Source organism: Hespellia stercorisuis DSM 15480, assembly GCF_900142165.1.
Classification (GTDB): Bacteria; Bacillota; Clostridia; order Lachnospirales; family Lachnospiraceae; genus Hespellia; species Hespellia stercorisuis.
This window is the reverse complement of the sequence record NZ_FQZY01000088.1, coordinates 1-13146: the sequence shown is the minus strand read 5'-3', so window position 1 is coordinate 13146 and position 13146 is coordinate 1. Positions and strand designations below refer to the sequence as shown.

13 protein-coding genes are annotated in these 13146 nt (G+C 45.5%); 6 read left to right on the top strand and 7 right to left on the bottom strand.

The window, feature by feature from the left end; translation table 11 throughout:
• Positions 1 to 199 (top strand): IS66 family transposase (locus tag BUB85_RS22695; protein ID WP_073113039.1); only part of this gene is annotated, 199 nt, incomplete at its 5' end.
• 15 nt (positions 200 to 214) lie between these two features.
• Here the strand turns inward: BUB85_RS22695 and BUB85_RS18655 are convergent.
• On the bottom strand, positions 215 to 1132 hold the full coding sequence (locus BUB85_RS18655) for a DUF362 domain-containing protein (RefSeq protein WP_073113038.1): 918 nt from the start codon (positions 1130 to 1132) through the stop codon (positions 215 to 217).
• A 15-nt stretch (positions 1133 to 1147) separates the two neighbouring features.
• On the bottom strand, positions 1148 to 2299 hold the full coding sequence (locus tag BUB85_RS18650) for an amidohydrolase family protein (protein ID WP_073113037.1): 1152 nt from the start codon (positions 2297 to 2299) through the stop codon (positions 1148 to 1150).
• Positions 2300 to 2684: 385 nt separating this feature from the next.
• Between BUB85_RS18650 and BUB85_RS18645 the strand changes: the two genes are divergently transcribed.
• From BUB85_RS18645 to BUB85_RS18625, 5 genes are read left to right on the top strand one after another with little or no spacing between them, the layout of a single operon-like run.
• Positions 2685 to 3611, top strand: coding sequence for an FAD binding domain-containing protein (locus BUB85_RS18645; protein WP_073113036.1), 927 nt, complete (start codon positions 2685 to 2687; stop codon positions 3609 to 3611).
• Positions 3565 to 4041, top strand: coding sequence for a (2Fe-2S)-binding protein (locus BUB85_RS18640; protein ID WP_200803596.1), 477 nt, complete (start codon positions 3565 to 3567; stop codon positions 4039 to 4041). Before BUB85_RS18645 ends, BUB85_RS18640 begins: the two co-directional genes overlap by 47 nt.
• Positions 4042 to 4055: 14 nt before the next feature.
• A complete protein-coding gene (locus BUB85_RS22250) occupies positions 4056 to 5327 on the top strand; it encodes a xanthine dehydrogenase family protein molybdopterin-binding subunit (protein ID WP_073113035.1) in 1272 nt (423 codons plus the stop codon).
• Position 5328: 1 nt separating this feature from the next.
• Positions 5329 to 6333, top strand: coding sequence for a xanthine dehydrogenase family protein molybdopterin-binding subunit (locus tag BUB85_RS22245; RefSeq protein ID WP_073113042.1), 1005 nt, complete (start codon positions 5329 to 5331; stop codon positions 6331 to 6333).
• Positions 6334 to 6343: 10 nt separating this feature from the next.
• Positions 6344 to 7753, top strand: coding sequence for an SLC13 family permease (locus tag BUB85_RS18625; RefSeq protein WP_159434680.1), 1410 nt, complete (start codon positions 6344 to 6346; stop codon positions 7751 to 7753).
• 58 nt (positions 7754 to 7811) lie between these two features.
• Here the strand turns inward: BUB85_RS18625 and BUB85_RS18620 are convergent, their stop codons facing one another.
• From BUB85_RS18620 to BUB85_RS18600, 5 genes are all read right to left on the bottom strand, one after another.
• Positions 7812 to 8324: a transcription repressor NadR gene (locus BUB85_RS18620; RefSeq protein ID WP_073113033.1), complete on the bottom strand. Its 513-nt coding sequence runs from the start codon at positions 8322 to 8324 to the stop codon at positions 7812 to 7814.
• 21 nt (positions 8325 to 8345) lie between these two features.
• Positions 8346 to 9884 (bottom strand): ABC transporter ATP-binding protein, encoded by a 1539-nt coding sequence (locus BUB85_RS18615; protein ID WP_073113032.1) that lies wholly within the window; start codon positions 9882 to 9884, stop codon positions 8346 to 8348.
• A gap of 13 nt (positions 9885 to 9897) precedes the next feature.
• A complete protein-coding gene (locus BUB85_RS18610; protein ID WP_073113031.1) occupies positions 9898 to 10812 on the bottom strand; it encodes an ABC transporter permease in 915 nt (304 codons plus the stop codon).
• Between the two features lie 2 nt (positions 10813 to 10814).
• Positions 10815 to 11924 carry an ABC transporter permease gene (locus BUB85_RS18605; RefSeq protein WP_084534129.1) on the bottom strand — a complete coding sequence of 370 codons (1110 nt, stop codon included), beginning with the start codon at positions 11922 to 11924 and terminating at the stop codon, positions 10815 to 10817.
• Between the two features lie 83 nt (positions 11925 to 12007).
• Positions 12008 to 13045: a BMP family protein gene (locus BUB85_RS18600; RefSeq protein WP_073113030.1), complete on the bottom strand. Its 1038-nt coding sequence runs from the start codon at positions 13043 to 13045 to the stop codon at positions 12008 to 12010.
• Between the last annotated feature and the right edge of the window lie 101 nt (positions 13046 to 13146).

Here is a 13146-nt window from a genome sequence, read left to right as displayed (position 1 = left end):
TGATAATAACCTTGCGGAACGTGATTTGCGCATGATTAAGGTTAAAACCAAGGTCTCAGGATGTTTTCGCAGTGAGGAAGGCGCACAGGAATATCTTACAATCATGAGCTATATTGGGACTGCTCATAAGCATGGAATAAATGCTTTTACAGCAATCAGAGAAGCCCTTTTAGGGAATTCCGATATCATCTTTAACTAATGGAGTTCTGAACAGTTACCCGTTAACAACAATTCCGCTCCAGCTCAATCCGACTTCAGCCCCGGCAAGATGCTCCGAGAGAAGACCGATGATGTGGTGATCAATGACAATGACATCGTCAGCGGCTTGTTTCATAGTTTCGGCGAAGAGACCAACGGTTGCGCTGCCACATCCGACCCGCATTTTTTTCTGTGGAATACCATCCACAATCGGAGCATGGTTATTTTGAATAACCAGCGTGGTTTTTTGCTGCAGCTTGAGAGAAACTTCTTCACCGTTTGCCAGTTCCACAATCGTGCGGGCAACGATGAATCCGTCTTTGGAGGTCAGCAGACCGGCACCACCGATGCTGAGCATTTTCGAGCCGTATTCTTCGGTGGAAAGTATACCGACTTTTTTTCCGTCCCGATAAACTGCATCACCTGTTTCGCCCAGGTAAGCATTGGTGTCGATTTTGACAGTCACTCCACTGTAACTTAATGGCGCTTCGGTCACAACCGTTACCATGTCAACACCATCCCGCAGAGCAGATACGATATGCGGGGCGGGGCGGCAGCAGGGGTAGGTAGAACCGGCACCACTCGCTGTAATGAGCGGTTTTGCATAGTCTGATTCATAATGTTCCAACTGATTCTCAAACACAAGTTTTCGATTGCGCATCAGGGTGCCATCCACGTTGGTAAAACGTTTGCAGGCGCCCGTGAATCCGGGCTTAATGGTGCACTGTACCGGACAGAAGGCGCAGACCACCCCCTCTTTGCCCGTATTGGCGATTTTGACAGCCGCATGTGTTGGACACACACGTGTACAAATTCCACATTCAGAGCATTCTATGGAAATCGTGGCCCGCTTATTTTGAATGGAAATTGCCTTTTGCGGGCAGTTGGGCAAACAAATACCACAGCCCTTGCAGTTATCTGTAATCTGAATCACATCATCACCTCCAGATTAGCATTTGACAGCAGGTGTGACGGCCGGCGGTGTGTTGCGGCTCTTATTTACCAGAATTTCTCCGTCAATCAGAACCATGCTGATGCCTGGAATATCTCCGGCCTCGATTGCCTCGAATGCGCTTGTGCCAACACTGCCCATCGGAGCATCCATGAGAATGAGATCGGCTTCTTTTCCAACGGCAATGATACCGGTATTCAGATTGTAAACATTTGCCGTATTTCCAGAGGCCATGCAAATTGCAATCTCAGGCGGGATATTTGAAATAGAAGAAAGCTGGCAGATGTTCCGCAGGATACCTAATGGAATCAAGCCGGTTCCGCTGGGAGCATCATTTCCAAAAATAACACGGCCGAGCATATCCTTTTTGGCGGCACGTTTTGCAACATAATCTGCAACTTTGGGATTTCCACATTGTACGATTTCAAGTGCGAATGGTGTTTCATCCATGATGCGGTCAACCTCTGCCAATGAGATTGCCGTGGGGCCGCCATTGATATGGGAAACTACGTCTGGTCCGGTGGCGATGACATCATCAGCAGTGACAGTGGAACTGCCTGGAATAGAGGTCCCGCCTGTATGCATCTGCACCTTAAATCCGTGCTTATGAGCCCATTCGACCATGGGTGCAGCATCTTCTGGTTTTTTTACAGAACCAAGTCCAATCTCGCCCACAATCCAAACTCCTTCTTTTTGCAATTCTGCAAAATCTTCCTCTACCAGACCTTTTTCCAGGATCAGGCTGCCGCCGTGCACTTTGACACCGGAAGGACGCGCATTGCGAAATGATTTGGAGGCCAAAACAGCAAGTGCTTTTGTTCCGGCAGGATCTTTGGGACGCCCCGGCAGGTGACATTCTCCGGCAGAAATCATAGTAGTGACACCACCATGCAGTGCGCTGGATATGAAATCCATGGTTTTTTGTCTTGGGGCAAAATCTCCAATGGTGGTATGGACATGAGAATCAATCAGACCCGGAGTGGCAGTGGTACCGTTTGCGTCAATGACAACAGCATCATCAGCGGCAAGATCGGTTCCTATGGCGGTGATGATACCGTCCTCTATTAAGATGGAGTTGCCTTCCAAAATGGGACAACTGATATCGCCGCTCCCGATGGTTCCAATATGTTTAATTAGTGTTTTTTTCATTATAAAACTCCTTTCTAATTTGTCCTGACCAATAAAAAGGGAGCTATGTGACCTGAAAAATCTGATCAAATAGCTCCGTTGCTACCGGTTTCCTATGTGTTAACCTGAATTATAAGCGTCATATTTTCAGAAAACAAGGCTTAAAAAAAAGATTGTAGGTTGTGAGTTGAAATCGCTCTGTAAATGAAAAAATATTATATAAAACACATGTAAATACATGTCAAGACAGGTATATGATAACTGCGCAAGAGGGGAAGTTTACAATGCGGGTGGGGAGAAAAAGAAAGAAATTGTGGCATATGTAAATCTTTTTTATTTTGATTGACGGCAGATAGATCTGTGATTAAAATGTGAAAAAAGAAAGTAACGTCAGGAAGTGATATATATGAAAGAATTTGAATATTATAATCCAAAAAGTGTTGCAGAAACACTAAACATATTGGAAAACACTAAAAATAACAACAGAATTATCGCCGGTGGTACAGATGTCCTGCTTATGATGAATGACGGGAGGATAGGTCCTGACCATGTAATCAATATCCAGGGCGTCGGAGAATTAAAATATATTGTGATAGAGAAATCTCTGGTGAGAATCGGTGCGGCATCGACGTTTACGGATGTTGAACAGAATGAGTACATTAAAAAGAAAATCAAAGGACTGTATGAGGCTTGTGCCCATGTCGGTTCACCGCAAATCAGAAATCTTGGTACTGTGGGAGGAAATGTAATCAATGCATCTGTTGCAGGAGATTCCATCAGCGTGTTTCTGTCGCTGGGAGCCAATCTGATAATTAGAAGCAGTAAAGGAAAGCGGAAGATTTCACTGAGAGAGTATTATAATGGAGGAAATCAGACCAGAATACAGCCGGATGAGCTGTTGACTGAAATACAATTTAAAAAACCGGACAACGGAGTCGCCAATGCATTTTTCAAATTAGGAAAGAGAAATGCATTGGCGATTGTTGATATAGGGGCTGCTGTTACGATTTGCAGAAATGCGGAACAAACCTGTACGAGTGCAAAAATAATCGGAGGTGCGCTCTCCAGATATCCTCTGGAATTTACAAAGGTACAGGAGTATCTGATCGGTAAAAAAATCAACAGGCAGACGTTTGCGAATACTTATGAAATGCTTCAGGAGGCGGTGTACGAAAGTATCAAGGATCGTCCAATGGAGGTGTATTACAAGCAAGAGGCTGTGCGGGGAACCTTCGATGTTGCATTTGAAGATATTCTCAGGCAGTACGAGGAAAGGAGTGACTGGAATGAAGAAAATTATGATTCGATTTACCTTGAACGGAGAAAAGTATGAGCGGGAGGTGTTCCCGAATATGCGAGTTCTGGACTTTCTGCGAAATGAGATGGGGATGCGAAGCGTCAAGGAAGGATGTTCAGAAGGCGAATGTGGAGCCTGTACCGTCATTTACAATGGGCGTGCGGTGACCAGCTGTACCATGCTGGCGGGACAGATTGATGGGGGAGAAATCATTACCTTGGAAGGGCTGTCAAACAAAGGCGAACTGGATGTATTACAGCAGAGTTTTATGGAAGAGGGGGCAGTACAGTGCGGGTACTGTACACCGGGCATGATATTATCCGCGAAAGCATTGTTGATGCATAATCCGACGCCTACACATGACGAAGTACGGCGTGCGATTTCCGGCAATTTATGTCGGTGCACGGGATATGTAAAGATTGTGAAAGCAATTGAGATGGCCAGTCAAAAAATCGCACAGGAGTAGAGGTGGAAAGTGCCATGGAAAAGAAATTAAGCGTAGTCGGGAAAAATGTAATCAAAAAAGACGCATTCGAAAAGGTGACTGGAAAGACAGTCTTTTCAGCAGATTTAGATATGGAAGATATGCTTTATGGAGCGGTACTCAGAAGTACAGTTCCGGCTGCGGTCATTAAAAATATCGATACTTCAAAAGCGAGGGCACTCGAGGGGGTCGAAAGTGTACTCACTGCAAAAAACATTCCGGGGCGAAATGCAGTCGGCATTATACTGAAGGATGAGCCCATACTGGTGGAAGACAAAATCCGGCGTATTGGCGATGCGATTGCAATTGTCGCGGCCAAAACAGAGGAGACAGCACAGGAGGCTCTTTCTCTGATTGATGTCACGTATGAAGAGATAGAACCGATTTTCACATTTGACAGGGCGATTCAGGAAGACTCCCCCAATATTCATGGTATCACCAATGTGCTGCAGACAAAACATCTGCGTCATGGAGATGTCCGGGCAGGCTTTGAAAAATGTGATGTGATTGTAGAACATACATACAAGACCTCCATGCTATCACATATGTTTATTGAGCCCGAAGCCGGGCTGGCAACATATGAAAATGGAATGATTACCATATACAGTTCCACTCAGAATCCACATTTTGATCGGGGAGAAGTAGCTGCGATGATGGCATTTCCACAAAACAAAGTGCGAAGTGTGCAGATGACGACAGGGGGCGGGTTTGGCGGAAAGCTGGATATTTCTGTTCAGTGCCATGCGGCCCTGCTTGCCTATAATACCAAAAAACCGGTGAAGATGGTGAGAAAACGGACGGAGTCAGCCATGGTATCTTCGAAGAGGCATCCCATGACGATTCATGCAAGAACCGGTGCCACAAAAGAGGGAAAATTGATGGCAATGGAAGTGACGATGCGGGGAGATACGGGGGCATATGCGTCCTATGGACCGGCGGTAATCACCAGAGCGATGGTGCATTGCACCGGCCCGTATGTCATTCCGAACGTGTCAATTGACGCAACCTTTGTCTATACAAACAACCCCATGGCAGGTGCATTCCGCGGATTTGGCGTGCCCCAGGTGGCATTGGTACATGAAGGGCAGATTGAAGCGTTGGCCAAAGAACTTTCGATGGATTCTGTTGCACTGCGCCTGATCAATCTGCAGCATCCCGGGGCAGAGACCTCTACAGGACAGAAACTTGGAAGTGATGTTGGACTTGAGACGTGTATCAGTCAGGTATTGAGTAAAAGAAAAGAGTTGGATGGGAAAGAGGGCGATTGATGTGATTAGACAGGGAAAAGGAATTGCCTGTATGTGGTATGGCGTAGGAAATACAGGGCTGCCAAACCCGGCAGGGGCTTTTGTGGAAGTGCTCTCCGATGCGAGTGTCAATCTGATGGTAGGCTGCGCCGATATTGGGCAGGGGTCGACTACGGTTATGGCGCAGATTGCCGCAGAAGAGTTGGGGGTTCGCTACGAAGATGTGAATGTTACGAGTGCAGATTCGGCTGTAACACCGGAAGGCGGTGCAACTTCGGCAAGCCGTCAGACCTTTATTTCCGGGAACGCTACCAAAAAAGCGTGCCAGATGGCAAAACAGACGTTGGCGGAGGTGGCGGCAGAAGTACTGCAGGTCAGCCGGGAGCGGTTGAAGTTCGAGAACAGGCAGATTTATGATATGGATAATTTAGAGTGCAAATTGTCGTACCGGGAGCTGATGGGAGAGATGGCAAAGCGGGGGCGTCTCGCACTGGGGCAGGGGTATTATAACCCGAACACGACGATGCTGGATCCGGATACGATGCAGGGCAGTCCGTTTGAGATATATTCTTATGCGGCAACCATGGTCACCGTTGAGGTCAATACAGACACCGGAAGAATTGAACTGAAGGAAGTGATTTCGGCCCATGATGTAGGACGAGCAATCAATAAACGAATGGTGGAGGCCCAGATCGAAGGAGGCTGTGCCATGGGACAGGGCTTTGCCATTTTAGAAAAAGTCATTGTTGAAAATGGAAAGATTTTAAATCCACAGTTTTCCAAATATCTGATTCCAACTGCACTGGACATGCCGGATATTTATCCAATTGTTGTAGAAAGCAATGCACAGGCCGGTCCGTTTGGTGCAAAAGGGGTAGGTGAACCCGCATTAATTCCAATTATTCCGGCAATTGTAAATGCGGTAGAAGATGCGATCGGAGTCCATTTTTACGAACTTCCGATCACGCCGACAGATGTAATACGGGAACTGTATCACCAGCAAAAATTATATGAAGGAATCGAATAGAGGTGGCAAAATGTCAGTAAAGAAAAAAAGTGGTTTTATCATAGCCCCGATTGTGTTTGTTATCGTCATGCTATTACCGGAAATCAACGGACTTCCGGCTGAAGGGAAAAGGTGTCTGGCAGTATTTGCGGCAGCGTTTGTGTTGTATCTGGCAGAATCAATGCCAGCGGCGATTGTAAGTCTGGCAATCGTACCGTTGCTGGTGGTGTGCAAGGTGACCGATATTAAGAGTGCGCTGAGTGGATTTTCATCTACCTCGACGTATCTGATTGTAGGTTCCTTTATCCTGGCGGCGGCAATGGAAAAATCGAAACTGGGAGACCGAGTCACTTATTTTATCATGCAAAAGGTAGGGACAAGTGCAAAACGAATTACGTTTGGCATCGTTCTGGTCAATATTATACTTGCACTGCTGGTACCGTCTTCCACGGCCCGGACAGCAATGATGCTGCCGATTTGTCTGAACATTATCAGTCAGTTTCGGGGAGAAAAGAAAGAAAAAACAAAGTTTGGCGCCAATCTGTTGTTGACACTGTGCTGTACAAATTCCACAATCAGTGCAGGGATATTGACCGCCACAATCACGAACCCTATGGCGGTGGATTATCTCTATGAAGCTACCGGCAAACGGGTCACCTACGGTGAATGGTTTGTCTGGGGCTTTTTGCCGGCGCTGCTGCTGACTTTGATTGCATGGGCATTAATTCAGCTGCTGTTGAGACCGGAAATGAAAGAGCTTCCGAACGGGAAAGAATATATCAGTCAAAAGGTGGCGGAGCAGGGGGCACCCAGCAGAGATGAGAAAAAGGTGGGCATTATTTTTCTTATGACCATTGTTGTGTGGGCATTTGGAGAGAAGATTGGAATAGATAGTACCACGACCTGTCTATTAAGTGCTGTCGTTTTATGTCTGCCCAAAATCGGGATATTAGATTGGAAAGATTGTGCCGATCATATTTCTCTCAGTGTTGTATTTATTTGTAGTGGGGGGATTAGTCTGGGAGCCGCTATGAGCAGTACAGGTGCGTCGGAATGGATGGCGGAAAAGATGTTTGATATACTGCATTTGGAAGGACTGTCCGTTGCAGCCATAATCATACTGCTTTTGATTGTTGTACAGTTCATGCATGTTTTCTTTGTTGGGACAGCAACCATGGCAAATGTGTTTTTCCCCATATTGATTGGAATTGCAAATGTTTCCAACATAAACGCAACATGGGTGTTGATACCTGCAGCGATGATGCTTGGCGGTTATCCGATCCTGATGTTTTTTAACACCACACCGAGTATATTGTGCTTTGATACGGGGGAGCTGGGCGCAGATGAATTTCCGAAATTCGGTCTTATTTTATCGGTCATTGCATGTGCGGTATATGCACTTTGTATTAAGTTTTACTGGCCATTGGTAGGGATGATGTAGAAAAAGGACCTCTTTGTTAATTGGAAAATCAGCAAAGAGGTCCTTTTAAATCGATTGTTTATACAATTAATCCTTTTTCCTGTAAGGCGAGGATGACGCGGTCCATGACTTTTTCATCATTGCACCAGATTGTGTGTTCATGTTGTCCGTCAGTGAGGCCTGACAGTAGAATTGCGTTGGATTTTTTTATTTTAGCTGCAAACTCTTCGATGTCATAACGGGAATATAAATTCATGGCACCAATCAATTTACCGTACAGGTGGTGCTCAATCTGGACATCCAGAATGGCACCTCCGTTATCCACGACGGTATATAACTCCTCCATCATCTGATTTTTTTTATGATTTGAGCAAACGATTTTGGTAACACCGGATGGTCTTGAGGCCTCCCCGAGAAAATACCCTTTTGGGGTAGCCTCGATATTGTAACCTAACGCGCGAAGCAGAGCTATATCACCAACGATAATCTGCCGGCTTACATCCAGATCCTTTGCAAATGTATTCGCACTGATGATCTCACTTCCATTTAATAATTCTTTTAGAATGAACTCTCTTCTTTCCTCTGCTGTCATACTTTCACCACTCCTTTTGTTTTAATCTAAAGCATCGCTTTCCTTCTCGTAACCCGGCATGCGTTCTCCAGCCATCATAAGTCCCAGCTTTTCCACGGTCGCCTCTTTCTGATCCAGAATCCCCATCACTTCCCCGTTGTTTAGAACTACGATTTTATCGGACAATTCCATGATCTCATCTAGTTCCGTTGATACAAGTACCACTCCGGTTCCCTTTTCCCGTTCCGCAAGAATTCTGCGCTGAATATATTTGGTTGCTCCAATATCCAGACCACGGTCAGGATGCATTGCAACCAGAATTTTGGGATTGCGGTCTAATTCCCGGCCAACGACGAACTTCTGCTGGTTTCCACCGGAAAGATTCCCGGCCAGTTCGTTGACATCCGGTGTCTTTACCTCGTATTCCCTACAGAGCTCTTGATTGTGTTTCGTCACCCATTTCCAGTCGATAAAACCGTGTTTGGAATATCCGTCTTTTTTTAAAGCCATCAGAATTAGATTTTCGTTGATTGAAAGATTTTTAATCATTGCCATGTTGTGTCTGTCTTCCGGGATATGAGAAACACCTTTGTCCAGAATGTGTCTGACTCCGGCGTGGGTGCAGTCTTCGTCAAGGATGGTCACATGTCCTTTCGTTGCCGTCTCATTTCCTGTGATACATTTAATCAGTTCGGACTGACCATTGTCATCTACTCCGCAGATACCTACAATTTCACCTTCATGTATATCAAAAGTCACTTCTTTTAATTTGTCGACTTTTAGTTTATTGGTATAGGTGAGCTTGTCAACCTTCAGTATTACGTTTCCGGGCTCCTTTATGGATTTGTGCATGTTCAGTTCTACCGCATGTCCAACCATCAGTGTGGCCAGTTCCTGCTTGTCCTTGATATCGCTTACCTTCACGGTTTGTACAGTTCTGCCGCGGCGAAGAACAGTGCAGTAATCACAGATTTCCATAATTTCATTCATCTTATGGCTGATAAAAATAATAGTTTTTCCTTCAGCCGTCAGCTGGCGTATTACTTTAAACAATACGCCGACTTCCTGAGGGGTCAAGACTGCGGTCGGTTCATCCAAAATTAAGATATTGGCATTACGGTACAAGGCTTTCAGGATTTCAAGGCGCTGCTGATGTCCAACGGTAAGCATGTCCACTTTTACCCATGGATTGATATGCATTCCATATTTTTCAGACATCGCTTCGAACTTTTGAGCAGCAGCTTTCAAGTCCAGGATTGCTTTGTTTTCCCGCATTCCCAGTACGACATTTTCAATGACGGTCAATTCGGGAATCAGCATGAAATGTTGATGAACCATTCCGATGCCCTTCTCAATGGCATCTTTGGGATCTTTAATATGCAGTTTCTCACCGTCTAAAAACAGTTCGCCCTCACTCTGATGATATACTCCATACAGAATGTTCATCAAAGTTGATTTCCCGGCACCGTTTTCACCCAAGAGGGCATGCACTTCACCTTTTTCAATACTCAGGTTCACATCTACATTTGCGGCGACCCGGTCAAAATATTTTGAGACATGTTTCATTTCAAGATAAGCCATTTTAATTTCCCCCTTAGTCCTTTGAAAAGCTTACACCACTGTATTTGGGTGCATTTGATTTTTTGTGATATAAACATAGCGCAAGAATGGTAATCAGATAAGGCAGCATAATCCAGACCTGATATGGAACAGCGGAACCACTGGTTTGAAATTTGTATTGAAGTGCAGATGCACAGCCAAAAATCAAACCGGCACGAAGTACGCCCAACGGGGTGTAATTCCCGAAAATAACAGTGGCAAATGCAATAAATCCGGTTCCGGATATCATTCCTTCGGTAAAGAATCGTAATTGTCCCATGGATACAAAGGCACCGGCCATTCCGGCCATGACGCCGGAAAATAAAACAGTCATATAGCGAACTTTCACCACACTGATTCCAACGGTATCACAAGCTACCGGGTTATCGCCCACTGCGCGAACTTTTAAACCGATGTTCATTTTAGAGAATACGATTGCAAGAACCGGAATCAGAAAATATAAAATATAGATCGGTACAGACTGTTCGAAGAAAATGGGACCGATTACCGGGATCTGACTCAGACCAGGGATGGCCACTGTGTTAAATCCTTTGACCTGAGAAACTCCTGAGTTAGCCAGTAAAACGCGATAAAGGACTACGGTGAGACCACCAGCGATGGTATTAAAGGCAATGCCGACTACTGTCTGGTCTGCTTTGACAGTGATGGTAAAAAATGCATAGATCAGTGCGAACAGCAGCCCGGCGGCCATTGCAGTCACAGCACCTAAAAATGCGGATCCGGTACAGAAGGAGCCGAGGACCCCGAATAATGCGCCTATCAGCATGAGTCCTTCCAGCCCTACGTTGATCACACCAGCCCGTTCGCTGAACACAGCGCCCAATGCACAGATCAATATAGGCGTTGACATTCTCACTACACTGGAAAATAAGCTAACTATAGTATCCATTTTTACACCTCCACCTGTTCTTTGTGTACAGCCTGTTTCATTTTCTCGATTTTTTTCTCATTTTTCTTTTTGCTTTTCCAGATAAATATATTGCGTCCGACTACAAATAAGACAACCAGTCCCTGTACCAGATAGATTACGGCATTGGGGACTTTTGCCATCATCTGCATTTTGTTTGCACCACTGGAGAGCATGCCAAACAAAAAAGCTGACAGCCCGATTCCGACCGGGGTGTTTCCGCCAAGCAAGGCGACAGCAACACCGTCGAAACCGATGTCACCAGCCCAGTCCTGTGTGATTCTGGACTGAATAGCCAGGATTTCTATGACACCGCACATACCTGCCAGTGCACCAGCCATGACCATGGAGATTGTCTGATTCTTCTTTACATTCATTCCGGCGTATTTGCTGACGGACTGGCTTAAACCAGTGACTTTCAGCTCGTATCCTTTGGTGGTGTGCCAGAAAAGAATATAATATAGAATTAAAGCGGCAATTGCGATAAACAGGCCAATATGCAGACGCGTATTGGGTATGATCTTTGTAAGCACAGCGGTATCTGTAACCATACGAGACTGAGGAAGAGCGGTAGTCGCTCCGTAATCCCGGATGGGATCGGATACCATATAATTAACAAACTGAATTGCGATATAATTTAACATAATGGTGGTAACCAGTTCGTTTGCTCCGAATTTATTTTTCAATGCAATTGCAAGCCATCCATATGCGCCGCCGGCAGCCATTCCCGCAATCAACGCGAGGGGGATATGAATGATTGCAGGCAATCCTGCAAAATTAGTAGCGATCAGGGTTCCGGCAAGACTTCCGATATAAACCTGTCCGGTTGCCCCCAGGTTGACAATACCGCTTTTCATTGCGACTGAAAAGCTTAGTGCGGTAAAAATTAATGGTATCATTTTTATGAGTGTTTCGCCCCAGGCATTTGTGGTTCCAAGTGCCCCGGAAAGAAGTGACTTTAATGCCAAAAACGGGTCAAATCCCATAGCTTTTATGATGCATCCTGATATCAGCAGTGCGACTCCAATTGCGATAAATGGATACTGTTTTCCACGCAGGAATTGCATCACCTTATTTTTATTTGTCTGTTCCATTGCTTTCCTCCCAAGTAATCAATGTTAAAAAAAGCCACGGACAGCAGTTATTGCCGCCGGTGGCTCTTATTTATCTACAATGTTTAGTCTGTGTAATCAGCTGCATTTACAACTTTAATGGAGCCGTCATCAATTCCTGAAACAATATCATCGATTGCTGTTTTCTGGTCGTCTGTCAAAATGGAAGCGCCCTTACTGTAATCGGCCATATACACAACACCTGCTGAGATACCATAAAGATATCCCGGATCTTTAACTGAGCCGTCCAAGTATTTTGAGAAAGATTCCTTGTAAACAATCTCGTTATCAACTGAAATGCCGGTGATCAACTGTGTTGGTGCCAACTCATCCTGATCAACGCCGGTGCCAACGCAAGGGATAGATTTCTCTTCTGCGGCAGCGAGAATGCCGTGTGTTGCATCATCTGCCATGCCGGAGATTGCTCCAGAACCGTTTTGGATCATTGCCAGGGTGGTTTCTTTTGCAGCTTCGATATCGGTATAACTTCCAGTCAGCGAAGTAACTGCTTTAATATCTGTCCCAAAGGTCTTATTTGCATAGGCAACTCCTTGTTTGAACCCGGCTTCGCAGTTCAAAGTAGGAGCAATCTCAAGTCCTCCGACCCAGCCAACCGTATCTGTCCCTGTTACCATTGCACAGATAAATCCCTGAATGAATCCCTGTTGACAATCTGCAGTATCAAGGGAAACCATGTTGCCTTCGGTGACGCCTCCGTTCATCATCAGGAAAGTGGTATCCGGAAATTCGGCTGCAACTTCGACGGTCGCGTCTTTAAAAGAACTGCTGCCGATATATACAATGTCATATCCGTCAGATGCGTAGGTACGAATGACGTCTGGGGCATCGGTTACAGATACATTCTCCATGTAAGAGGTTTCGGCACCCTGAGATTCGATATCGCATAATCCGTCATATTGTGTTTCATTCCATGCCTGGTCTGTGATTGGTCCGCCAAGCACCGCTGCAACCTTCAGATCGGCAGCCTCGTTTGCGCTGCTGGAGGATGCTGTCGTTGAGCTGCCGGAGGACGAGGTTGAACTTGTTGATCCACATGCTGTCATGGCTGCTATCACGATTCCTGTTGTAATGGCCAGTATCATTTTTTTGTAACTGTTCAGAACCCCCTTGGGGAACTAATTAATTTTTGTACAAAACAGAGAATTTTTAAAACCTGTTTTGCGATATTATTTCGGTAATTGGT

Coding starts and splice junctions, on each gene's coding strand:
- BUB85_RS18650 (WP_073113037.1), bottom strand. CDS start 2,299: ATGAAAAAAACACTAATTAAACATATTGGAACCATCGGGAGCGGCGAT.
- BUB85_RS18645 (WP_073113036.1), top strand. CDS start 2,685: ATGAAAGAATTTGAATATTATAATCCAAAAAGTGTTGCAGAAACACTA.
- BUB85_RS18640 (WP_200803596.1), top strand. CDS start 3,565: ATGAAGAAAATTATGATTCGATTTACCTTGAACGGAGAAAAGTATGAG.
- BUB85_RS22250 (WP_073113035.1), top strand. CDS start 4,056: ATGGAAAAGAAATTAAGCGTAGTCGGGAAAAATGTAATCAAAAAAGAC.
- BUB85_RS18625 (WP_159434680.1), top strand. CDS start 6,344: ATGTCAGTAAAGAAAAAAAGTGGTTTTATCATAGCCCCGATTGTGTTT.
- BUB85_RS18620 (WP_073113033.1), bottom strand. CDS start 8,324: ATGACAGCAGAGGAAAGAAGAGAGTTCATTCTAAAAGAATTATTAAAT.
- BUB85_RS18615 (WP_073113032.1), bottom strand. CDS start 9,884: ATGGCTTATCTTGAAATGAAACATGTCTCAAAATATTTTGACCGGGTC.
- BUB85_RS18610 (WP_073113031.1), bottom strand. CDS start 10,812: ATGGATACTATAGTTAGCTTATTTTCCAGTGTAGTGAGAATGTCAACG.
- BUB85_RS18605 (WP_084534129.1), bottom strand. CDS start 11,924: ATGGAACAGACAAATAAAAATAAGGTGATGCAATTCCTGCGTGGAAAA.
- BUB85_RS18600 (WP_073113030.1), bottom strand. CDS start 13,045: ATGATACTGGCCATTACAACAGGAATCGTGATAGCAGCCATGACAGCA.